21 protein-coding genes are annotated in these 21,520 nt (G+C 72.0%); 10 read left to right on the top strand and 11 right to left on the bottom strand.

What is annotated here, in order from left to right:
• Window positions 1-10: 10 nt before the first annotated feature.
• Window positions 11-490 (top strand): ribonuclease E activity regulator RraA, encoded by a 480-nt coding sequence (rraA, locus tag ACTOQ1_RS17735; protein WP_440068418.1) that lies wholly within the window; start codon window positions 11-13, stop codon window positions 488-490.
• Window positions 491-679: 189 nt separating this feature from the next.
• Here the strand turns inward: rraA and ACTOQ1_RS17740 are convergent, their stop codons facing one another.
• The 9 genes from ACTOQ1_RS17740 to ACTOQ1_RS17780 all read right to left on the bottom strand — a co-directional run bounded on the left by ACTOQ1_RS17740 (window position 680) and on the right by ACTOQ1_RS17780 (window position 12,694).
• On the bottom strand, window positions 680-1,597 hold the full coding sequence (locus ACTOQ1_RS17740) for an aldose 1-epimerase family protein (RefSeq protein WP_440068420.1): 918 nt from the start codon (window positions 1,595-1,597) through the stop codon (window positions 680-682).
• Window positions 1,598-1,717: 120 nt separating this feature from the next.
• Window positions 1,718-2,194, bottom strand: coding sequence for an N-acetyltransferase family protein (locus tag ACTOQ1_RS17745; RefSeq protein ID WP_440068422.1), 477 nt, complete (start codon window positions 2,192-2,194; stop codon window positions 1,718-1,720).
• Window positions 2,195-2,267: 73 nt separating this feature from the next.
• Window positions 2,268-3,656, bottom strand: a complete 1,389-nt coding sequence (gene cysS / locus ACTOQ1_RS17750) for a cysteine--tRNA ligase (RefSeq protein ID WP_440068424.1) — start codon at window positions 3,654-3,656, stop codon at window positions 2,268-2,270.
• A gap of 84 nt (window positions 3,657-3,740) precedes the next feature.
• Window positions 3,741-5,582: a sigma factor-like helix-turn-helix DNA-binding protein gene (locus ACTOQ1_RS17755; RefSeq protein WP_440068426.1), complete on the bottom strand. Its 1,842-nt coding sequence runs from the start codon at window positions 5,580-5,582 to the stop codon at window positions 3,741-3,743.
• 49 nt (window positions 5,583-5,631) lie between these two features.
• Window positions 5,632-7,689: a UvrD-helicase domain-containing protein gene (locus ACTOQ1_RS17760; protein ID WP_440068428.1), complete on the bottom strand. Its 2,058-nt coding sequence runs from the start codon at window positions 7,687-7,689 to the stop codon at window positions 5,632-5,634.
• A 3-nt stretch (window positions 7,690-7,692) separates the two neighbouring features.
• Window positions 7,693-10,137, bottom strand: coding sequence for a hypothetical protein (locus ACTOQ1_RS17765; RefSeq protein WP_440068429.1), 2,445 nt, complete (start codon window positions 10,135-10,137; stop codon window positions 7,693-7,695).
• Between the two features lie 111 nt (window positions 10,138-10,248).
• Window positions 10,249-11,001, bottom strand: a complete 753-nt coding sequence (locus tag ACTOQ1_RS17770) for a class I SAM-dependent methyltransferase (RefSeq protein ID WP_440068431.1) — start codon at window positions 10,999-11,001, stop codon at window positions 10,249-10,251.
• Between the two features lie 126 nt (window positions 11,002-11,127).
• Window positions 11,128-12,189, bottom strand: a complete 1,062-nt coding sequence (locus tag ACTOQ1_RS17775; protein WP_440068433.1) for an ABC transporter substrate-binding protein — start codon at window positions 12,187-12,189, stop codon at window positions 11,128-11,130.
• 259 nt (window positions 12,190-12,448) lie between these two features.
• Window positions 12,449-12,694, bottom strand: a complete 246-nt coding sequence (locus tag ACTOQ1_RS17780; RefSeq protein ID WP_440068434.1) for a putative acetyltransferase — start codon at window positions 12,692-12,694, stop codon at window positions 12,449-12,451.
• A 109-nt stretch (window positions 12,695-12,803) separates the two neighbouring features.
• On the opposite strand from ACTOQ1_RS17780, the gene fdxA reads away from it, so the two are divergent.
• The 3 genes from fdxA to ACTOQ1_RS17795 all read left to right on the top strand — a co-directional run bounded on the left by fdxA (window position 12,804) and on the right by ACTOQ1_RS17795 (window position 15,046).
• On the top strand, window positions 12,804-13,130 hold the full coding sequence (gene fdxA, locus ACTOQ1_RS17785; RefSeq protein WP_344902423.1) for a ferredoxin: 327 nt from the start codon (window positions 12,804-12,806) through the stop codon (window positions 13,128-13,130).
• 147 nt (window positions 13,131-13,277) lie between these two features.
• Window positions 13,278-14,357, top strand: a complete 1,080-nt coding sequence (gene dapC, locus ACTOQ1_RS17790) for a succinyldiaminopimelate transaminase (RefSeq protein WP_440068436.1) — start codon at window positions 13,278-13,280, stop codon at window positions 14,355-14,357.
• Window positions 14,358-14,368: 11 nt separating this feature from the next.
• Entirely contained in the window at window positions 14,369-15,046 is a 678-nt protein-coding gene (locus tag ACTOQ1_RS17795; protein WP_440068437.1) for a DUF4178 domain-containing protein, read from the top strand.
• On the opposite strand, the gene ACTOQ1_RS17800 is transcribed toward ACTOQ1_RS17795, so the two are convergent.
• Entirely contained in the window at window positions 15,043-15,867 is an 825-nt protein-coding gene (locus ACTOQ1_RS17800) for a hypothetical protein (protein ID WP_440068438.1), read from the bottom strand. The genes ACTOQ1_RS17795 and ACTOQ1_RS17800 overlap by 4 nt on opposite strands.
• Before the next feature lie 69 nt (window positions 15,868-15,936).
• Between ACTOQ1_RS17800 and ACTOQ1_RS17805 the strand changes: the two genes are divergently transcribed.
• The 4 genes from ACTOQ1_RS17805 (at window position 15,937) to ACTOQ1_RS17820 (ending at window position 19,610) form a co-directional block, all read left to right on the top strand.
• A complete protein-coding gene (locus ACTOQ1_RS17805; protein WP_440068440.1) occupies window positions 15,937-16,791 on the top strand; it encodes a 2,3,4,5-tetrahydropyridine-2,6-dicarboxylate N-succinyltransferase in 855 nt (284 codons plus the stop codon).
• Between the two features lie 130 nt (window positions 16,792-16,921).
• Window positions 16,922-17,983 carry a succinyl-diaminopimelate desuccinylase gene (gene dapE / locus ACTOQ1_RS17810; RefSeq protein ID WP_440068442.1) on the top strand — a complete coding sequence of 354 codons (1,062 nt, stop codon included), beginning with the start codon at window positions 16,922-16,924 and terminating at the stop codon, window positions 17,981-17,983.
• 235 nt (window positions 17,984-18,218) lie between these two features.
• Window positions 18,219-19,013 carry a TIGR00730 family Rossman fold protein gene (locus ACTOQ1_RS17815; protein WP_440068444.1) on the top strand — a complete coding sequence of 265 codons (795 nt, stop codon included), beginning with the start codon at window positions 18,219-18,221 and terminating at the stop codon, window positions 19,011-19,013.
• Window positions 19,014-19,022: 9 nt separating this feature from the next.
• Window positions 19,023-19,610, top strand: coding sequence for a TIGR00730 family Rossman fold protein (locus ACTOQ1_RS17820; RefSeq protein ID WP_440068446.1), 588 nt, complete (start codon window positions 19,023-19,025; stop codon window positions 19,608-19,610).
• Here ACTOQ1_RS17820 and ACTOQ1_RS17825 read toward each other — a convergent pair.
• Window positions 19,587-19,961 carry a hypothetical protein gene (locus ACTOQ1_RS17825; protein ID WP_440068448.1) on the bottom strand — a complete coding sequence of 125 codons (375 nt, stop codon included), beginning with the start codon at window positions 19,959-19,961 and terminating at the stop codon, window positions 19,587-19,589. The genes ACTOQ1_RS17820 and ACTOQ1_RS17825 overlap by 24 nt on opposite strands.
• A gap of 41 nt (window positions 19,962-20,002) precedes the next feature.
• Here ACTOQ1_RS17825 and ACTOQ1_RS17830 point away from each other — a divergent pair, with 41 nt between their 5' ends.
• Entirely contained in the window at window positions 20,003-20,836 is an 834-nt protein-coding gene (locus tag ACTOQ1_RS17830) for a hypothetical protein (RefSeq protein ID WP_440068450.1), read from the top strand.
• A 35-nt stretch (window positions 20,837-20,871) separates the two neighbouring features.
• Entirely contained in the window at window positions 20,872-21,429 is a 558-nt protein-coding gene (locus tag ACTOQ1_RS17835; RefSeq protein WP_440068601.1) for a DNA-3-methyladenine glycosylase I, read from the top strand.
• The last annotated feature ends 91 nt before the right edge of the window (window positions 21,430-21,520 follow it).

The raw sequence follows: 21,520 nt of genomic DNA on the forward strand, positions 1-21,520 counted from the left end.
AGATGCACGCATGAGACTTTCCACGGCCGACCTGGTCGACGCCCACGGCTCGGCGGTCGCGAGCTGCCTGACCCAGTTCCGCTCCTACAGCCCGAGTCCCCGGTTCGCCGGGCCGATCGCGACCGTCCGCTGCCTGGAGGACAACGCCCTCGTCAAGCGGGTCCTGGCCACCCCGGGCGAGGGCCGAGTGCTGGTCGTGGACGGCGCGGGATCCCTGCGCACCGCCCTGATGGGCGACGTCATCGCCGCCTCCGCCGTCTCGCACGGCTGGTCCGGCGTCGTCGTCAACGGTGCCGTCCGTGACACGGCCGCCCTCGCCGGACTGGACCTGGGGGTCAAGGCAATCGGCTCGAACCCGGCCAAGAGTGCCAAGGAGGGCACCGGCGAGCTCGACGTGCCGGTCACCTTCGGCGAGGTCGTCTTCACCCCCGGCGCCTGGCTCTACAGCGACGAGGACGGCATCCTCGTCAGCCCCACCGAACTCTCCTGAGGGTCTTCCCGCGACCTTGGCGGGCCCCTCCCTGACCAGGGGCCCTTCCCCGGAACTCTCCCGGGGGTCTTCCCGCGACGCTGGCAGGCCCCTCCTGACCAGGGGCCTTCTGCTCATTCCCGGAAGAGCCTTCCGCGCCTTTGGCGGGCCGCTCCTACGAGGCCCGGTCCGACGGCCGGGCGCCGGCCGTCAGATCGGGCCGATTCCCCAGTGGTGCACGGCGCGGTCGCCGGGGGCCAGCCGGATGACGTCCTCTCCGGTGCGGAAGGCGTTCGGCGGGCAGGTCATCGGCTCCACCGCCAGCCCCTGGCGGCGGTGGCCCTCCGGCAGGGTGTCGCCGGTGTAGAGCTGGAGCCACTCGACGCCCTCGCCCGCCCACAGCTCGACCCCGGTCCCGTCCGGGCCGGCCAGCGTGACCCGCACCCGCCCGTCGGCGCCGCGCTCCAGATCGGTGAACGCCGTGTCGAGTTCCGTCCCGCCGATCGGGCGGGCGGTCCTGAAGTCGTACTCGGTGCCCTTGACGTCGTGGCGGCCGGTGGGGATCTTCCGGTCGTTCACCGCGATCCACTGGGCGGCGGGCAGCTCCAGGAGGGCGTCGTCGAGGGCGCAGAGGGTGCCGAGGGACAGGTAGGGGTGGGCTCCGAAGCCGTACGGCGCGTCGGTGGCGCCGACGTTCTCCGCGCCCACCTCGACCTCCAGGCCGTCGGCGCCCAGGGCGTACCGGATGGAGAGGTCGAGGACGTGCGGGTAGCCGAGCTGGGGGAACAGCCGCAGCCCCAGCCGGATCGAGGCGTCGTCGCGGGACAGGACCCGCCAGGGGAACGACCGGGAGAAGCCGTGGATCGCGTTGCCGGTCTTGGGCTCGCTCAGCGCGAGCTGCCGGTCCTCGCCGTCGAAGGTGTAGCGGCCGTCCTCGACCCTGTTCGGCCAGGGCAGCAGCGGCAGCCCCGCCCCGCCGAGCGGGGACTGGTCCTCGGGGAAGTCGACGACGAGCGGCCCGCCGTCGAGGGTGAGGCTTCTGAGGCCCGCCCCGAGCTCGGTGATGACGGCCTGGAAGCCGCCGGCCGCGATGGTGTGCTGGGCGCCGGTGGGCGCGATGTTTGTCACCCGGCAATTCAACACCTAACGCCCGTCGCTTCCCGTCCATACCGCCCCTGCCCGCCCTCGATCCCGCGCGTCACCCGCCCGCGCCGCGGGTCTTCCGGGCCTGGCACGTTCCCGCCGGCCCTACAGCACCGTCTCCAGGACCGTGGACTGCACGGCGAAGCCGTTGGTCCGGTAGAAGCGGACGGCCGCCTCGTTGCTCGCGTAGGCGGTCACCCCGGCGTACCTGGCGCCGTGGTGGCGGGCCCACTGCCTGAACTCCTCCACCAGCCTGGACCCGATCTTCCGGCCGCGGTAGGACGGCTCGACGTACATGCTTCCCAGCGTCGCCACGGTGACCGGCCGCATCGCGGTGGGCCCGGACAGGGTCCCGGTCAGGTGGCCGACGATCCGGCCGCCGTCCTCGGCGACCATCACCAGGCGGTCCGGATCGTCCAGCGCGTCCACGAAGCGGGCCCGCCCGTGCTCCTGGGGCCAGTTCACGTTCAGTGCGGGGTCACGGGTCCCGGCGTCCTCGGCGAACAGCGCGGAACTGCAGGCGACGATCCCGTCCACATCCGCGATCGTGCCGGGTCGTACGGCGACGACGATCTCACTCATGATCAGGACGCTATCGGTCGCGACCGACATTACGAGTGATCTGCTGCTTTCGTCCCTCCCGGCGGGGCGGACGTCAGGCCCAGGTCTGGCCCTCCGGGGTGTCGGTGACCTTCACGCCGAGGGCGGCCAGCTCGTCGCGGAGGCTGTCGGAGGCGGCCCAGTCCCTGGCGTCGCGGGCCCGCGCGCGCCGCTCCAGCAGCTCGGTGGCGCCCTCGGGCAGGCTTCTCGGCCTGACCGTCCTGCCGATGTCGAGGGAGAGGTCCAGGGCGAGGACCTGGTCGAGGTGCAGGAACGCCTCGAAGCGGGAACCGGGGGAGATCGAGTCGTCGCGCTCCAGCTCGCGCAGGAGCCGCAGCGCCAGCGGGGTGTCGAGGTCGTCGTCGAAGGCGGCCTCGACCCGGGAGACCCGGTCGGCGGGCATCGGGCCGCTCGGCGACTCCGACCACTCGGCCACCTGGCCGCGCCAGCGCCGCAGGGTCTTGTCGGCGGCCCGCAGGGTGTCCCAGGTGAGGTTCATCTGCTGGCGGTAGCGGTGCTCCAGCAGCGCCAGCCGCACGGCCAGCGGGTCGAGGCCCGCGTCCGCCACGTCCTTGAGCAGGACCACGTTGCCGGTGGACTTCGACATCTTGCGCCCGTCGAAGAGCAGGTGCTCGCCGTGCACCCAGTGGCGCACCACCTCGTGCCCGGCGGTGGCGTCGGACTGGGCGCGCTCGTCCTCGTGGTGCGGGAAGCGCAGGTCGATCCCGCCGGTGTGCAGGTCGATGCGCTCGCCGAGGAACCGCAGCGACATGGCCGAGCACTCGATGTGCCAGCCGGGGAAGCCGCGGCCCCACGGGGTCTCCCAGGTCAGTCCCTGGTCCGAGGGCTTCCACAGCGCCCAGTCGGCGTGGAACCGCTTGCGCGGGTCGACGGCCTCGATCCGGTGGCCCGGCCTCAGCCGGTCGAGCCGGTTGCCGGAGATCTCCCCGTACGTCGGGAAGGAGGCGGCGTCGAAGAAGACCGACCCGTCGGGCACCGCGTACGCGTGCCCCTTCTCGATCAGCTTGGCGATCATCTCGATCATCAGGTCGATCGTCTCGCTCGCCCGGGGCGAGTGCTCGGGCGGGCGGATGTTCAGCGCGGTCGTGTCCGCCACGAAGGCGTCCTCGTAGAACCGCGCGACCTCCAGGACGCTCCGCCCCTCGGCCCTGGCCTGGGCGAGCACCTTGTCCTCGCCCGAGGGGTCGATCGCGGTGTCGTCCACCAGGTGCCCGACGTCGGTGATGTTGCGGCAGGCCACCACCCGGACCCGCTGCCGCTCGCTGACCCGCCTGATCAGGTCCGACAGCAGGTAGGCCCGGAGGTTGCCCACGTGGGCCGACCGGTAGACGGTCGGGCCGCAGGTGTACATCCGCAGGGAGCGGGTCCCCTCGGGAACGATCCGCTCAACCCGGCGATTCCGCGTGTCATACAGGCTCAGCATGGGTCGAGCCTACGCAATCCTGTCCGGCCCCACCGCGTGGAAGCCCACCCGGGCCCGGTCGTGTCCGGGCCCGGGGCGCGACGCTCAGCCCTCGAGGAAGGCGAGGATCTCGCGGTCGCCCCGGTCGCGCAGGCGGGCGATCACCTCCTCGCGGGTGCAGCCCTCCGGCAGGCCGATGCGGGCGCCGATCAGGCGGATGCCCTCGGCCTCCGACGCCACCGGCGCCGTGTAGCCGATCAGGTGCAGCGCCCGGTTCAGCGCGGGCAGGGCCGGCGAGGCCGCGGGCAGGTAGCGGGTGAGCAGCTCGCCGCCGTCGGAGACCGTGAGGAAGACGTGGTCGCCCTCGGAGGCGTTGGCGGCGATCAGGACGGGGCGGATGGACCCCATGGTCGGCTGGTTGTGCCAGCTGATCACCACGTCCCCCGACGGGGTGGAGGCGGTCAGCTGGCCGCCGGGGGCCATGCCCAGGTGCGCGGCGAAGCCGGTCGGCAGCGGGGAACCCGAGCCGCGCAGGTGCTCGGCGTTGACGTCCACCCGGTGCCACCAGCGCCCGTCGCGGCTGCGGAAGCAGCGCCGGGTCTCCGAGACGTCCCGGCGCGGCTGGTAGTCGGCCTGCTCGGCCCCGGCCACCCTGATCCACCCGCGCTGCGTGCGCTCGAAGCCGGGCCCGCCCGCGTACGCGCGGACCGAGCTCTCGCTCACGTCGTAGCGCCCGGTGAGGTTGGTGACGATCGTGTTGACCGACGCCTCGCCGTTGGACCGCTCGATCTCCCTGACGATCATCTCCCGGATGCCCAGATACTGCTCGCCGCCCCAGCGCGACAGCCCGTACTTGTTCCGGTCGACCCGCAGGAAGCGGTCGTCGGCGGTGAGCTGGTTGCGGATGCCGACGAGGCTGTAGTCCTCGCCGATGCGTTCCTGGATCTCCTCTGGCGTCAGCGGGCCGCCCGCCACCGCCAGCACGGCCTCGGCCTTGTCGTTGACGCTGCGCGGCCACGGGACCACGTGGTTCTCCAGCACCCGCAGCTGGGGCACCGCGATGAGCCAGCGCTCGGCCACGTCCTCGCGGATGCCGAGCTGGCTGGCCATTGTCACGGCCTCGTCCAGCGGGCGCGGCCCGTCGGTGAACAGCTGCCGGGTCTTCTCCCTGAGCTCGTCCGCCCCCCCGGCGACCAGCCAGCCGTCCACCTGCTCGTAGCCGGTCAGCAGGGTCCGTACGAACCGCCAGGAGGGGATGCCCAGCGTGGCCAGCTCGGTGCGGTGCCACGGCACGGCGGCGGCCAGGTCGTCGGCGGGCACGGCGGAGCCCAGCCGGCCCCGCAGCCACGACACGTGGGCGATCAGCGGCGCCGCGTCGTCCTTGGCGAGCCAGGCCTCGACGTGGTCGCGCAGGTCGCGCTCGATCTGCCGGATGCGCTCCCTGGTGACCGAGAACCGCTGGGCGAGGTCGTCGAGCGTGGCCCGCTGGGAGGCGTACAGCCGGTCCCTGGCGATGGCCCGCTGCCGCTCGTCCAGCGTGGCGAAGACCTCGTCGATCAGCTCGGGCAGCGGCCGGTCGGGCCGGGAGGGGCGGATCCTGGCGACGCTCTCCTCGGTGACCGGTTCGAGCAGTCGCTCCAGCACCCCGGTGAACAGCTTGTGCACCACCTCGCGGCCGAGCCCTTCGGGCGTGCGGACGCTCGCGGCGGGGTCGGCGAACCTGAGCAGGGGCAGAACGTCACCGAGCATCAGGTGACCCCAGCACGCCAGGGCGAGGTCGGTCAGGCGACCGGCGACCTCGGACGTCCCGATGGTCGAGCAGGCGGTGTCGAGCGGAAGCGCCTGCCACCACGCCTCGGGGAGGCGGGGGTCGGCCGCGATCGGCGCTACCTGGCCGGGAGAGGTCCAGCGCAAGGGTGGCGCGATGTCGCTCAGGCTGAGGTTCATTGAGGTCCAACCGGCAAAGGGGAATATATCCGCAGTTCAGACTATGTGGTCAGGTAGGAAGGAAGGGACTGGCCCGTCCGTAATGAGAAACGTAGAGGAGTTCCCTCGCCCGGGTGCAGGCCACGTAGAGCAGGCCGCGTTCCCGCTGGAGATCATGTGCTCTGGCGGCGGGATCCTCGCCGACCGGGGTCAGGGAGTCGGGGTCGGGCACGATCCCGTCGGCCACGCCGATCACCGCGACCCGCCGGAACTCCAGCCCCTTCATGGCGTGCAGTGTCGTCACCCGTACCCCCAGATCACGCAGAGCGGCCCGTGCGTCACGCACGAGGCCGGCGGTCCTGGCGGCCACCGCTATCTCCTCGGGCGTCACACCCTCATTCACCCACTGTCCCACCTGTGCCACCAGACCCGTCAGCTCATCCTGCGGTGAATCGTAGGCGCGGACCATCGGCCGGAGCCCGTGCCGGGTGCCCCTGAAGCCGTAAAGCTCCTGCACACCCTTGACGAGCCCGTCGGCGGGACCGCCCCCGCGCAGCCGGACCCCCCAGGACAGGATCTCCCGGGGAAGCCGGTACGACACCCGCAGGCGCTGCTGGATCGCGTCGATCCCGACGGCGCCGAGCGTCACCCGCGTGTCGAAGATGCGCTGGTGCGGGTCGCCCACGATGAACATGTCGTCGCGGGCGTGCGGCACCGCCGCCCGCAACAGCCGCCACTGCGCCGGGTGCAGGTCCTGCGCCTCGTCCACCACGATGTGCCGGTACGGCTCCCGCGCCGGCTCCGTCTCCTCCAGCAGGTCCCCGGTCGTCTGGCCGAGCAGCGTCGACGCCTCGGAGGCCAGCTGCAGCAGGGTCCGCTTGCCGCGCTCGCGCAGCTGCCCGGTGACGTGCTCGATGGCCTTCCACACCGAGGTGCGCTCCCCGGCCGCCAGCTCGACGCTGCGGCCCGGGCGGGGGGCGTCCAGGTACTCGTCCAGGGTCCGCAGGTTCTGCGCCAGGACGACCTGCTCCCACTCGCGCAGCAGGAACGCCGGGCTGTGACCGGTCTCGGTCTCCTCCCAGAGCGCGGTCAGCTCGGCGGCGCCGACCAGGGCGGGCGGGCGGCCCTCGGCCTCGGCGACGATGCGGTGGGCCAGCCGGTCCACGTTGCCGACCTCGATCCGCTTGCGGATCACCTCGTCCTCGATCAGCTGGTCGAGCCTGGCCGCGAGCTCGGCGCTCAGCCCCTGGGAGAAGGTGACGAGCAGGATCTGCCCGCTCGCGCGCCCGGCCAGGTAGGCCGCCCTGTGCAGGGCGACGAGCGTCTTGCCGGTGCCCGCGCCGCCGGTGACCAGCGTCGGCTGCTGGTAGGACTCCCAGTACGCCAGCCGGTGCTGCGGCGGGTGCAGGAACACGCACCAGCCCGGCGCGTCGAGCACGCGGTTCAGCTCGCGCGGGTCGTCGGTGAAGACGGCGCGGTCCGGGCTGCGCAGGAGCGCGGCACCGAAGTCCTCGGGATTGATCGGCTCGGGGTCCGCGGCGACGGCGCGGCAGTTCTCCAGCTCCCGCCAGGCCCCGGCCATCGACTCGCCCCTGGCGAGCGCCGCCAGCGGCTCGTACTGCGTCGGGGGCAGCAGCGGTTCGAGAGCCTCCAGGGTGAGCTGGTCGGTGATCTGCCTGACCAGCGGCAGGAACCGGCCGTCGACCCCCAGCTCGGCCAGGTCGCTGTCGCAGAAGTCGGAGAACAGCCGCGTCGCGGACGCCTCGGCCGCCCTGCGCACCGCGGGCCGCACCCGGTCCAGCGCCTCGGCGTCCCACATCTCGACCACGCCCAGCGCCGTGTTGACGCCGAACCGGTAGCGCTGCGCGTACGCCCACGCCTCCGCGTCCGGCAGCACGGTCAGCAGCCAGTAGACGTCCCGCTGCTTGACCACGACGCCCCGGTGCCGGTCGGCCAGCCTCAGGGTCGCCACCCGGGGGTCCCTCGCCCCCCTGACCCGCTCGGGGTGCGGAGCGCCCGCCACGTTCTGCAGGAACCTGCGCGCCGAGACCACGACGTCCCGGCGCACCGGCTGGGCCAGGGCGCCGAGTTCGACGGGGAAGTCCGGGGAGATGGCGAGGCGGGGCATGGGTCAGGCCAACAGCGACAGGAGATCGCGGTCCCCGCGTTCTCGCAGCCGGGTGAGGAGTTCCGGGGTGGCCACGGGTCCCGTCATGCCGACCCGGGTGGCGATCACCCGCCCGGCCTGCTCGGGGGTGCCGCCCGTCGCGGTGTAGCCGACGAGCCGCAGTGCCCGCGCCGTCGCCTCCACCTCCTCGCCCGCGGCCGGCAGGTGCCTGGCCCGCAGCACGCCCTCGTCCGACAGGGTGAGGAACAGGTGGCTGCCCTCCTTGGCGCCCACGTCCTCCAGGAGCGTCATGAGCGACTCCAGCACGGGCCTGTCCTGCCAGCTGAGGACCAGCTCCCCGACCGCGCTGCTGACCGTACGGCCGTCACCTGGCGACATCCCGAGGTAGGCGGCGAACCCGCTGGGCAGCGGGCACTCGGCGCCCCCGAGGTGTTCCGGGGTGACGTCGATCCTCAGCCACCAGCGGCCGTCCGGCTGCCGGAAGCAGCGCCTGGTCAGCGAGACGTCCTTCAGCGGGCGGAACGGCGCCTTCCTCGGCTCCTGCCCGGAGCTCCCGCCGTTCGCCCCGCCGATCCCGCCGGCCCCGCCGCTCAGGTCGCCGGGCTTCTCCGCGGTCAGGGCCGGGGCGCCGTTCGAGCGCTGGGGAGGCCGTTCGCCCGCGCCGAGGATCCGGAGCTGCGGGACGTTCTCCAGCCACTCCTTGGACACCTCGGGGTGGATGCCCAGCGAGGAGACCATGTCGAGGGCCTTGTTGATGGTGAGCGGCGGCTTGGCGCCGCTGATCATGTCGCGGGTGCGGTGGCGCAGCTCGGTGATGTCGCCCTCCACCAGCCACTCGTCGACCAGGTGGTAGCCGGGGAGGGTGGCCAGCACGAACTGCCAGGCCGGTACGTCGAGGGAGTGCAGCTCCTGGGCGTGCCAGGGGACCGCGTTGATCAGCCGCTCCCTGGGCGCGGCCTTGCCGAGGATCCCCTTCACCTCCTCCAGGTGCTCCCGGTACGGGGCGGCCTCTTCGGAGGCGGTCCACTCGTCGAGCTCCCGGCGCAGGTCGGCCTCGATGTCGCCGATGACCTCCGGGGGCACCGCGAAGAGCTTGGCCAGCGCCTCCACGGTCGCCGGGGCGTCGCTGAACAGCCTGTTCTGCGCCACCGCCCAGCGCTTGTCCTCCACGTTGGCGAAGACGCCGTCCACCAGCGCGTGCAGGCTCTTCGGCGCCGGCCGCACCGGCGGGCGCGCGGCTCCGTCGTCCTGGTGGTCCTCCGCGTCCTCGTGGTCCTCGGCGTGCCCGTGGTCCTCGTGACTCTCCGCGACCGGTTCGGGGACGTCCTCCACCTCGGGAACGTCCTTCACCTCGGGGGTGTCCTCCGCCTCGGGGGCGCCGGCGGGCACGGGGTCGCCCGCCCGGTCGTCCTCGCGGCCGTCCCCGGATTCGGCCGCGGGCCCGGCGACGGGCTCGGCCTCGGAGACGGCCTCCGCCTCCGCGGGCCCGGTCCCGGCGACGGCTCCCGCTCCGGCGGGCCCTGCCGCGGAGACGGCCTCCGTCTCCGCGGGTCCGGCCTCTGCGGCGAACCCGGCCTCTGCGGCCCTCACGTCCTCGGGGGCGGGCGCGAACCGCTCTTCCCCCTCGGAGGTGCTCGACGGCCGGTTCCTCCTCGCCGAGGCGGGCTGGAAGAGCGACCCGGGGGCCTCCCGGGGGCCGGCGTCCGGATCCGCCGTGCGACGGGCCTCGGGCACCGGCAGGGCGTCGCGCTCCCGGGGGGGCTTGCGCTTCGGCAGGGCCACGGGCTCGGCGAGGGCCTCCGGCTCCGGCGCGTTCCCGGAGTGGGCCGCGACGGGCGGAGCGTCCTGCTCCGGGAGATCCTCGGCGGCGGGCTCGCTCGCGGCGGATCGGTTTCCGGCGGGCTCGCTCGCGGCGGGCGCGGGGGAGGCCACCGGCTCGGGGGAGACCACCGGCTCGGGGGAGGACTCGGAGGTCTCACGCGGGGAGACGGGCGTCCGGGCGGCTCCGGCGGTGGGCGTCGCCGGGACCGGGACCGCGTGTGCGGGGGCCGCCAGGCGCGTGAAGACCGCCGTGAAGAGGGCGTGCAGCAGCGGGACCGGCTGGATGAACGGCTGGTCGCGCAGGTCGTGGCCGGTCAGCGCGAGAAGGCCCGGCCAGGACCCGGCCCGGTCGAGGGCGATGGCCGTGCAGGGCTCGTCCGCGTCGTCCGGGTCCAGGACGTGCAGGGCGGGGAGCACGTCACCCACGGCGGCGGCCGGCCAGTGGTTCAGGGCGACCGAGGCGAGGATGTCGGCCAGCCTCTCCGGGCCCAGTACGGCGAGCACGCGGGCCATCGGCAGGCTCCGCCACCAAGCGTCCGGTAGGTCGGGCTGTTCGCGCAGAAGTGGGATCGTGGCCGCGTCGCTCCAGCGCAGCGGCGGCACGAGGTCACTCAGACAGAAGTTCATCCGTTCCCTTCACCAGCCCCTCAAGCCGCCCGAGTCACTCCATGTGGCCGGGGAACGAGACTCATGGAACAGACCATAGTCTGGCAAATCGCCGCGGCACATTGGGTCGGTTCAGCGGCGTACGGCCGCAAACCTCAGTCGCACGTAGTCGGCCATCCAACCGCTCTCCCGCCGGAGGGCGGGGGCCGCCAGCTCGTTCACCCGGCGGAGCAGCGGGTCGATCATCTCCGCGGGCACCTCCTTGAGCAGCGAACCCGCGAACATGCGGACCCAGTCGGCCGCCCCGCCGGGGCACTCGTCGAGCGGGGTCGGCCGGTCGAAGTATTCCAGCAGGCGGACGGTGAAGCCGCCCTTCTCCAGCCGCGTGGCGTACTCGGCGGGGGTGGGGAAGTACCACGGCAGGTCGGGCTCGCGCAGCCCGTACTCCCGCCAGGCGGTGGACAGCGCCGCCGTCAGCGCGGCGCAGTTGCCCGCGCCGCCCATCTCGGCCACGAACCGCCCGCCCGGGGTGAGGGCCTCGCGGACACTGGTGATCACCGCGTCCGGCTCCCGGCCCATCCAGTGCAGGGCGGCGTTGGAGAAGACCGCGTCGTACGGCTGGGCCACCGTGAAGTCGCGGCCGTCGCCGACGATGAAGTCCAGCCCCGGATACTGGGCCAGGGCCTTCTCGATCATCGCCTGCGAGCCGTCGATCCCCAGGACGCGGGCGCCCCGGGAGGTGATCTCGGCCGTCAGCATCCCGGTGCCGCAGCCGAGATCCACGATGCGCTCCCCCGGTTGCGGGTCGAGAAGCTCGACCAGGGGGGCGCCGTGCGCTGAAACGTACCCAAAGCTGCTGTCATAGGCGCGAGCGCTCCACCTCATCGAGCTCGGGGTGTCGTATCGCAAGACGATCAGCTCACATTCTGAGACGCGAGGCCTCTGTCGGCCTCTCCAGACACTTTAGAGCCTCTGGGAAGTCACGACATATCAGTCTCGGCAGCCTCAGGTTCATCTCACCTTCTTGACCCATTCGCGCTGAAGGTAGGCCCTGGCCCTGTCGATCTCCGGGATGGAGAGGATCACGGGCTTCGCGCTGGTCGCGGGCAGTTTCGCGGCCAGCTCGCGGTCAAGGGTGCCGCGCATCTGCAGGGCCTCCATCCTGGCCGGGCGGGCATAGCCCTTCAGGAACAGGTTCTGACCCTTGTCGGAGAACAGGAACTCCTGCCAGAGCCGGGCCGCGGCCGGGTGCGGGGCCTGCTTGTTGATGGCCTGGACGTAGTACGAGCCGAGCACGGCGTCACCGGGAATCGCGACCTTCCACGCCTTGTCGACGGCGGCCCGCTCGGCGTTGTGGTAGTCCCAGTCGACGAGCACCGAGGCCGCCTTGGGCGTGGCCGCGAGATTGCCCTCGCCCTTGAGGCGGTGGAAGAACTCCACACCCCGCTCGGCCCTCGCCTCGCCGCCCCGCAGGGAGACTGCCATCACCCCGTTGAAGGCCGCGGACACCTCCCGGGGGTCGCCGGGAAGCGCGACTCTGTGTCCCGGTTTGAGCAGGTCGGAGAAGGACGCGGGGGCCGCCACCTTATTCGGGTCGTAGCCGATGGACATGTAGCCGCCGTACCCGGCGTACCAGAGGCCCCTGTGGTCCTTCAGCCGGTCGGGGATGTCCTGCCAGCCCTGGACCCTGTACGGGGCGAAGAGGGCGGACTTGGCCGCGGCGACGTCCATGCTCAGGTCGAACACGTCCGGCTTGAGCGTGGCCGCGGCCGCGATCTCCCTCGCGCTGCTGGCGTCGGGCTCCAGCTGGTTGACCTTGATCCCGTACTCCTCGGAGAAGGTGTCGATGATCTCGCCGTAGTTCACCCAGTCGCGCGGCAGCGCGATCACCGTGAGAGCCCCCTCCTTCCTGGCCGCCTCGACGAGGCGCTCCATTGTCGAGAAGCCCTCCTTCAGGGAGGCGGCCTGCGTGTTGAGGGGCGGGAATTGGACGTTCTGAGGAGCCGGGGCGCCACATCCGGCGATCGTGGCCGTGAGGATCACGGCGGCTGCGGCGCTGGTACGTACGGTCACGAACGGAATACTCTCCGCTGTCATTCGTCTGGTCGAGCAGGCGCGGCCCTTATTGGCGAACGGCTTACACGTGTCTTGGCGAGCGGCTTACCCGGCGGGGTCCGGCCGTCGTCCGCACGCGCCGCGCGGGGACTCCGCCGGTGCCCGAGAGCCGGTGCCCGAAAGTCGGTGCCCGGGTCGGGTGCCCGAGAGCCGGTGCCCGAGGTCGGCCGGGTGGGCGGCCCCGGTCACACGCGCGGGCGAGGGGACTCCGGGCCGGTCACGCGCGCGGGTGCGGGGTTCGCGGGGATTCCGGGACGACCTTCGCCGCGGCGAGCGTCTCCTCGTCGATTTCCACCAGGACGCCGTTTCGCCTGCGCACGCCGAGCACGCCGTCGCGCCAGAACTCCAGCTCACCCACCGCGTCGCGGAACCCTTCAGGAACCCGTCTCCGAGTGGTGACTCTTTTGCCCACGTCGGAAGGGGTTATGGTGATGTTCAGGCGAGCGCTGAAACCAAGGGCCATCGGCTTTTGCCCCCTCCCGTTTCAGACACATGGCAGGCACGGCAATACTAGGGCGTAGCAACTCGCGGTCGAAGTCGTGCCTAGGTGCGTAAAGAAGAAGGAGCCCGAGGTGACCTACGTCATCGCGCAGCCTTGCGTGGACGTCCTGGACAAGGCGTGCATCGAGGAGTGCCCCGTCGATTGCATCTACGAGGGTGAGCGGATGCTCTACATCCACCCCGACGAATGCGTTGACTGCGGCGCGTGCGAACCCGTCTGTCCGGTGGAGGCCATCTTCTACGAGGACGACCTGCCCGAGCAGTGGAAGGACTTCTACAAGGCGAACGTGGACTTCTTCGAGGACCTGGGGTCGCCCGGCGGCGCCTCCAAGGTCGGCAAGATCGAGAAGGACCACCCGGTCGTCGCGGCCCTGCCCCCGCAGGCCGAGAGCCACTAGGAGCGGGTGCCGGAGGGAGGCGGCCATGACGGCCGCCCTCCTCCGGTCCCGTCTCAGGCAGACCCGCCCCAGCGAAGGACGACGGCTGATCACCATGAACGCCATTCCCGACCCGTCAGAGGCCACGAGCGTCCCGGCGAGGTTCCGATGAACGGTCTGCCGGACTTCCCGTGGGACCGGCTCACGCCGCTGAAGGAGCTCGCGGCGTCGCACCCCGACGGGATCGTCGACCTGTCGGTGGGCACTCCCGTCGATCCGGTGCCCGCCGTCGTGCGGCAGGCCCTCGCGGACGCCTCGGACAGTCCCGGATACCCGCTGACGTACGGCACCGAGCGGCTTCGCTCGGCCGCCGCCGGATGGCTGCGACGCAGGCACGGCGTGATCCTCGACCAGGCGAACGTGCTGCCGCTGATCGGTTCCAAGGAGTTCGTGGCCTGGCTGCCGACGCTGCTCGGCGTCGGTCCGGGGCAGCGGGTGGTCCTCCCCGAGCTGGCCTACCCCACCTACGACGTGGGGGCGCGCCTCGCGGGCGCCGAGCCGTACGCCACCGACGGGCTGCTCACGCTCGGGCCCGAGCGGGTGCCGCTGGTCTGGGTGAACTCCCCGTCCAACCCGACCGGCAGGGTCCTGCCCGCCGAGCACCTGCGCAAGGTCGTCTCGTGGGCGCGCGAGCACGGCGCGGTCGTGGCCTCCGACGAGTGCTACATCGAGCTGGGCTGGGAGGAGCGGCCGGTCTCGATCCTGCACCCGGACGTCTGCGGCGGCTCGCACGAGGGGCTGCTCGCGGTGCACTCGCTGTCCAAGCGCTCCAACCTGGCCGGTTACCGGGCCGGGTTCGTCGCGGGCGACCCCGCGCTGATCAAGCGGCTGCTGGAGATACGCAAACACGCGGGCATGATCATGCCCGCGCCGGTCCAGGCGGCGATGGCCGTGGCGCTGGACGACGACGAGCACGCCGAGGAGCAGCGGGCCCGGTACGCCGCCCGCCGCGCGGCGCTGCGTCCCGCCCTGGAGGCGGCCGGTTGGAAGATCGAGCACTCCACCGCGGGCCTGTACCTGTGGGCCTCCAACGGGGCGGGCTGCTGGGACCAGGTCCGCGCGCTGGCCGGCAGGGGAATCCTCGTCGCGCCCGGCGACTTCTACGGCACCGCGGGCGACCGGCACATCAGGATCGCCGTGACGGCCGGTGACGAACGCATCAGTGCGGCGGTGCGCCGCCTCCAGTAGGATCGCGCGGCATGACCACCGAGGTCGCCGTGATACTCGGATTGAGTGTGGCCACGCTCGTCCTGCTGCTCGGCGCGTTCTTCGCGACGACGCGCCAGGACAGGAAGGCCGGCGATTCCGAGCGTTCCGGCGAGACCCCCCTCCTCTCGGCTGAGGCCGCGCAGCCGCAGGCCCAGCCGTCCATGGGCCGTGTCGGCATCGACTACCCCGACCCCCGCACGATCAAGGTCGGTGACACGATCGACTGTCAGGGGGTGCGCAGCCGCGTCCTCGGCGCCCTGTACCTGTCATGGCAGGGCAGCCAGTGGACCGAGTACCTCCTCGACGACGGCACCCGGCGCTACCAGTGGCTGTCGATCCAGATGCGCGAAGGCCTGGGCGGCGAACCGCCGCACCTGGAGGTGCTGCTGTGGACGCCGGTGCCCACCGAGGGCATGATCCCCGCCAAGGCCACGCTGAGTGTCGAGGGGGTCGACTTCTTCCCCGTCGACCGGGGCACCGCGGCCTTCCGCGGGGAGGGCGTCACCTCGATGCCCGAGCGGGGTCTGCTCGACTTCGCCGACTACCGGGCCGCCGACGGCCGCCTGCTCAGCTTCGAACGCCTCCAGGGCAAGCGCTGGAGCTCCTCCCACGCCCAGCCCCTCGCCCCCGGCACGATCAGGATCGAGAAGAAGCAGGGCGGCGGCTAGGAGAGCTGGACCTTTCTGGCGGAGGACCCCGGCTCGGCCTTCCAGCCGTCGTGGCCCTTCGACGAGACCCACGACTGGCCGTCGTAGCGGATCCTGGACAGCCCGAACGTCTTGGCGTGCGCGATCGACCAGGCGGCCACCAGCCAGCCGCGCCTGCGCGAGGGGGCCTCGAAGGCGTCCCCCGGTCCCAGGGCCCTGGCGAGCCCGCGCTCGGCCCCCCGCTCGTCGGGGAGAGGGGTCTTGCCCGCCGGGGCGGGGAACCAGCAGTGCACGGCCTTGGGCACGCGCCCGGTGAACCCCGCGGCGAGGATCTTCCCGTCGTCCTCGTGCTGGGCGTACGCCGACCCGTCGGCCGAGCGCTGCACCTCCTGGGCAGCCTCGTGGAGCGGCATCCTCCGGTAGCCCTTCACCTTCACCAGCGCGGCGAAGAACTTCCCCGAGGCGTAGACGGGGTCGACGAGCTGCTCGGGCCTGCCCCAGCCCTGGGAGGGGCGCTGCTGGAACACGCCGACCGAGTCGCGGTCGCCGCCCGTCAGGTTCTCCAGCTTGGACTCCTGCATGGCGGTGGCGTAGGCGATCACCACGGCCCGCTCGGGCAGTTTCCTGCGGGCCGCCACGGCCGCGATGACCGCCGCCACCTTGGCCTGTTCGAGATCCAGCTCCAGCGAGCCCTCCGGTGTCGTGATCTTGCATCCCTCGCCGAGGTCGACGAGCGGTGTCACCCGCCTGAGCAAGGTGAAGAGACCCACGGTGATGGCCACCGCGAGCACGGTCACGATCACGATGATCGCGATGACCCCTTTTGAGAAGCGCCGTCGCACGGTCAAGAACCTACAGGCCCCCAGCGATTGCGCGGTCTGGTAGAACCCCGCGAACATAGGCTCCGGGCCATGACCCAGAGCGATGTCAGCCCGTTGCCCGCGGCCGTCGACGAGCTGTGGTGGCGCAGGGCCGAGCTGAGCCCCGCCGACGCCGAGGCCCGTGCCGTCGTGGTGGGCGCGGTGGACATGCTCGACAGCGGCAAGGCCAGGGTGGCCGAGGTCTCCCGCACCGGCGAGGTGGTCGTGGACGAGCGCGCCCGGCGGGCCGTCATGCTCGCGTTCCGGGTGCTCGGCATGGTCAGGTCCCAGGTGGGCGACTTCCACCACCACGACCGCGTCCCGCTGAAGACCTCCGTCGAGGGGGTGCGCGTCGTGCCGGGGGCGATCGCCCGCTGGGGCTCCTACCTGGCGCCGGGCGTCGTGCTGATGCCCTCGTTCGTCGACATCGGTGCCCACGTGGACGAGGGCAGCACGGTCGGCACGTGGGTCTCGATCGGCGCGGGCGCCCAGATCGGCAGGAACGTCCGCCTGTCCAGGGGAGCCGGCGTCGGTGAGACCGGTGGCCAGGACGGCGCGGAGGACCCCCGCGCCACCGGGGAGCCGTCGGGGACGGTGCCCGTGGTCGTCGAGGACGGCGCGCTGATCGGCGGCGGGGCTGTGATCGTCGACGGGGCCCGCGTGGGCCGGGGCGCCGTGGTCGGCGCCGGGACGGTCCTGTCGGGCTCGACCCCGGTCGTCGACGTGCGGACGGGTGAGGAACTGGGCCGCGGGCGCGTCCCCGACTGGTGCGTGGCGACCGGAGGTACCCGGTGGCGCGAGTTTCCCGGCGGCGGCTTCGGCCTGCGCTGCGTCCTGGTGCTCGAACGCCTGGAGGAGGGCCACCGGCCCGGCAGGGCCGAACTCGACCGCCTCCTGCACGGGTGACCGCCTCCCGCGCGAGCGGGGCCGGGGCGGGCCGGATCCCGCCGGGGTGCGGCGGGTCCCCGTTTCCCGCTCCCCGTTTCCCGCGGAGCCGGACTCGGCCGGATCCCGTACGAGTACTAGGGTCGCGGGCATGAGTACGCGTCTGGACCTCACACAGGATGTCGGGGAGCTCACCGCCGGGATCGTGGACGTCGAGTCGGTCAGCGGCGGCGAGAAGGCCCTGGCCGACGCCGTGGAGGAGGCGCTGCGGCCGCTCCGGCACCTGACCGTCGAGCGCGACGGGGAGTCGATCGTGGCCCGCACCCACCTGGGCCGCGGCGAGCGGGTGGTGATCGCCGGACACCTCGACACCGTCCCCGTCGTCGGCAACCTGCCCAGCCGGGTCGAGGGCGACCGGTTGTACGGCTGCGGCACCTCGGACATGAAGGCCGGCGTCGCGGTCGCCCTGAAACTGGCGGCAGGTCTTCCCGAGCCCAGCAGGGACGTGACCTACGTCTTCTACGACTGCGAGGAGATCGAGGCCGAGCGCAACGGTCTGCTCCGGCTCAGCCGCAGGCACCCGGACTGGCTCGCGGGTGACTTCGCCGTGCTCATGGAGCCCACCGACGGCGTGATCGAGGGCGGTTGCCAGGGCACGCTCAGGGCCCAGATCGTCACCCGGGGCAAGCGGTCGCACAGCGCCAGGTCCTGGCTCGGGGTCAACGCCATCCACGCGGCCCAGCCGGTGCTCGCGATCCTGAACGCCTACGAGGCCAGGCTTCCCGTCGTGGACGGGCTGGAGTACCACGAGGGCCTGAACGCGGTGGGCATCGGCGGCGGCGTCGCGGGCAACGTGATCCCCGACGAGTGCGTGGTGACCGTGAACTACCGCTTCGCCCCCGACCTGTCGCTGGACGAGGCGCGCGCCCACGTGAGCGAGGTGTTCGAGGGGTACGAGGTCCGCTTCACCGACGCCGCCGCCGGGGCGCGGCCCGGCCTGACCCATCCGGTGGCGGCGGCCTTCGTCGAGGCCGTCGGCGGCACGCCGCGCGCCAAGCTCGGCTGGACCGACGTCTCGCTCTTCTCCGGCCTGGGCGTGCCCGCGGTCAACTACGGTCCCGGAGATCCGAATCTGGCGCACCAGAAGGACGAGTTCGTCTCGTTGAGGAAGATCGCCGACTGCGAGCGCGGAATGCTCGGCTGGCTGTCCTGAGAGAGGCCGGGGCCCTCGGGGCCGGTGCGCCGTTCGCGAGATCTTCGGTGTGCGGCACCCGGGAGGGGCCGGTACAAATGAAAGTGGCTTTCCTCGCCGGCCATTTGGCGGGGAAAGCCACTTTCAGTCCCGAGCAGCACCCTCGTGCAGTTAGACGCACCCTGTTCAAAGTCCGGTTCCATGTTTTCATGGAGATTTTTCAAGATTTTTCTGGGACGGCGCTACGGTGACCCGCATGAAGAAAACACGTCCGGAACGTCGTCAGGGAGCCGCGGTGGTTCGCGGCGATCTCGTCTCCGACTCCACCCACGACCAGCGACTCCTCGATCGGAGGGGGCCGGCCGACTGGCTGCACATGGATCCGTGGCGGGTGCTGCGCATCCAGGCCGAGTTCGTCGAGGGTTTCGGCCAGCTCGCCGAACTGCCCCAGGCGGTGACCGTCTTCGGGTCCGCGCGAACCCCCGTGGACAGCCCCGAGTACGAGATGGGCATCCAGCTGGGCCGCAAGCTGTCCGAGGCGGGCTACGCCGTGATCACCGGTGGCGGCCCCGGCTGCATGGAGGCCGCCAACAAGGGGGCCGTGGAGGCGGAAGGCGTCTCGGTGGGCCTGGGCATCGAGCTGCCCTTCGAGCAGAGCATGAACGAGTACGTCGACCTCGGCATCGAGTTCCGCTACTTCTTCGTCCGCAAGACCATGTTCGTGAAGTACTCCTGCGGATTCGTCACGCTGCCCGGCGGTTTCGGCACCATGGACGAGCTTTTCGAGGCGCTCACTTTGGTCCAGACCCAGAAGGTCACCTCCTTCCCCGTGGTGCTCATGGGAACGGAGTTCTGGGGCGGCCTGCTCGACTGGATCAAGAACACCCTCATGGGGTCGGGAAAGATCTCTCCGGCGGACGTGGATCTCATTCACGTCACCGACGACGTGGACGAGGCGGTCCGGATCATCGTCGAGGCCGACAACAACAGGGGCGGGCGACTGGAGGAGGAGCGGAAGGCGGCCATGACCACGGTCGGCGACGCCGAATAAGGTCGGCACGTGTTCATTTGTGTATTCCTCGCATCGAGTCAGAAGATCGACAAGAAGTATCTGGAACTGGCGGAGCAGGTCGGCTCCGAGCTCGCGAACCGGGGGCACGCCCTGGTGAGCGGCGGGGCCAAGGTCTCCTGCATGGGAGCCGTGGCCCGCGCGGCCCGCGCGGGTGGCGCCCGCACCATCGGGGTGATCCCCCAGTCGCTGGTGGACATCGAGATCGCGGACGAGGAGTCCGACGAGCTGGTGGTCACCACCGACATGCGCGAGCGCAAGGGGGTGATGGACGCCCGCTCCGACGCCTTCCTGGTGCTGCCCGGGGGCATCGGGACGTTGGAGGAGCTGTTCGAGATCTGGACGTCCCGCACGCTCGGCCTGCACGACAAGCCGCTGGTGCTCCTCGACCCCTGGGGGATCTACGCGCCGCTGCGGGAGCTGGTCGAGGGCATGGACGAGGCGGGCTTCACCCGCCCGAACGTCTTCGACGCCATCTCCTGGACCACCACGGTCGACGAGGCGTTCCGGCTGCTGGAGAAGTCGACCAGGCACCTGGAGCCGAGCCCGGAGGAGCTAGGCGAGGCCACGGCGGGTTAGCGCGGGCGGACGCCGCCCGGCGAGGGAGTCGGTCATCTCGACCGCGAGCCGCACCTGCTCGACGCGCTCCGTACGGAAGACCCGGGCGCCGGCCCAGGCGCAGATCGAGGCCGCGGTGAGTTCCGCGGCCTCGGCGTCCCGCTCTCTCGCGACGGTGGCTCCGGCGTCCCCGCTGTCGCCGCTGTTCTCGGCGTTCTCGGCGGACGGGGCGGGTTCGGCGGCGGCCAGCCGGGCGGGGGTGACGACCACGGTGTGCCCGGCACGGACGAGCTCCCCGACCTCCCCGATCGAACGGGCCTCGACCCAGCCGGGTTCATCCCGATCACCGGGTCCGAGCACGACGAACGTCATGATCCGATCCTAGGCCAGCGGAGATGTGGCACGATTCGTATGTGCTGGTCGTATTAGCCTTCGCTGCCGTAGCCGTCATCGCCGGTGTCACGGTGGTCGCCATGGGCCGGGGAGGCGAGCTGAGCGAGTTCGCCCCCGACGTGCCCCCGCTGAACCTGCCCCAGGCGGGTCAGCTCGGCGCGGTCGACTTCATGGCCCTCCAGCTCCCGGTGAGCCTCGTCGGATACAACACGCAGAGCGTGGACGAAACCCTGAACCGGGTCGCCGGGGCCCTGAGCGAGCGTGACACCAGGATCGCCGTGCTGGAGCAGCGGGTCTCGGAACTGCTCGCCGGCAGGCTCCAGGCCCGCCACGAGCTCAACCCCGGCTCCCCGCCCCCTCAGCGCGGGCTCGAGGCGCCGTACGAGCTTCCCGCCAGGGACGGCTTCGGGGCGGCCGAGGAGCTGTCCAACGGGTCGCCGGCCGAGCGCGAGCCCAGGGGGTCCGGTGAGCCCTCCGGGCCGGAGAAGGCTTCCAAGGACCCTGAGGCCGCCGGGGCCGCCGGGGCGGCCGAGGGCGGCACGTCGTCCGGTGTGTCGCGGTTCGCCAGGCCCTCCGAGCCGGACGAACCGTCCGAGCCGGAGAAGCTTCCCGAGGCTCCCGAGACCGCTGAGACCCCTGAGACCGCCGGGACGGCCGAGGCCGCCGGGCCGTCCGGCAGGTCGCGGTTCGCCAGGCCGGCCGAACCGTCCGAGACGTCCTCGGCGCCGGATTCGTCGTCCTCGCCGTCCTCTTCCGGGACTTCGGATTCCGGGACTTCGGACTCGAAGGAGTCGTCTCCCGGTGCCGTCGGCCTTCGTACGGGGGAGCGGCAGGAGACGGGGGACCCGCGGTGACGGAGACCTCGCGGGCCGCGGGCCACGTCGAGGCCGTGGAGCCCGTGGAGCCCGTGGAGCTCGTGCGCTGTGGCTGGGCGACCTCCGCCCCCGACTACGTCGCCTACCACGACGAGGAGTGGGGCCGTCCGGTCACCGGCGACGACCGGGTTTTCGAACGGATCGCGCTGGAGTCGTTCCAGTCCGGCCTGTCGTGGATCACCATCCTGCGCAAGCGGGAGAACTTCCGCAGGGCCTTCGAGGGGTTCTCCATCCCGGCCGTGGCCGGATTCGGCGACGAGGACGTCGCCCGCCTGCTCGGCGACGCGGGCATCGTCAGGAACCGGGCCAAGATCGAGGCGACGATCGCCAACGCGCGGGCCGCGCTCGGCGGCGGCCTGTCCGACCTCGTCTGGAAGCACGCGGACCCCGGCGCGCCCGTCCCGAAGACCCTGGCGGACGTGCCCGCCCAGACCGCCGGTTCCAAGGCTCTGGCCAAGGACCTCAAGGCGCGCGGCTTCCGTTTCGTCGGCCCGACCACCGCCTACGCGCTGATGCAGGCCATCGGCCTGGTCAACGATCACCTGGCCGACTGCTGGACACGCCGGGCCTGACGCCCCCGCGGCCGGGAGCGGCCACCGGAAGCCGCCGACGGCCCTCGAACCCGCCGGTTCCAGAAGTCCGCGCCCCCGGAGCCGGCGCCCT

The sequence above is a fragment of the Streptosporangium sp. OZ121 genome, from assembly GCF_051918885.1.
In the GTDB taxonomy this organism is placed as follows: Bacteria; Actinomycetota; Actinomycetes; order Streptosporangiales; family Streptosporangiaceae; genus Streptosporangium.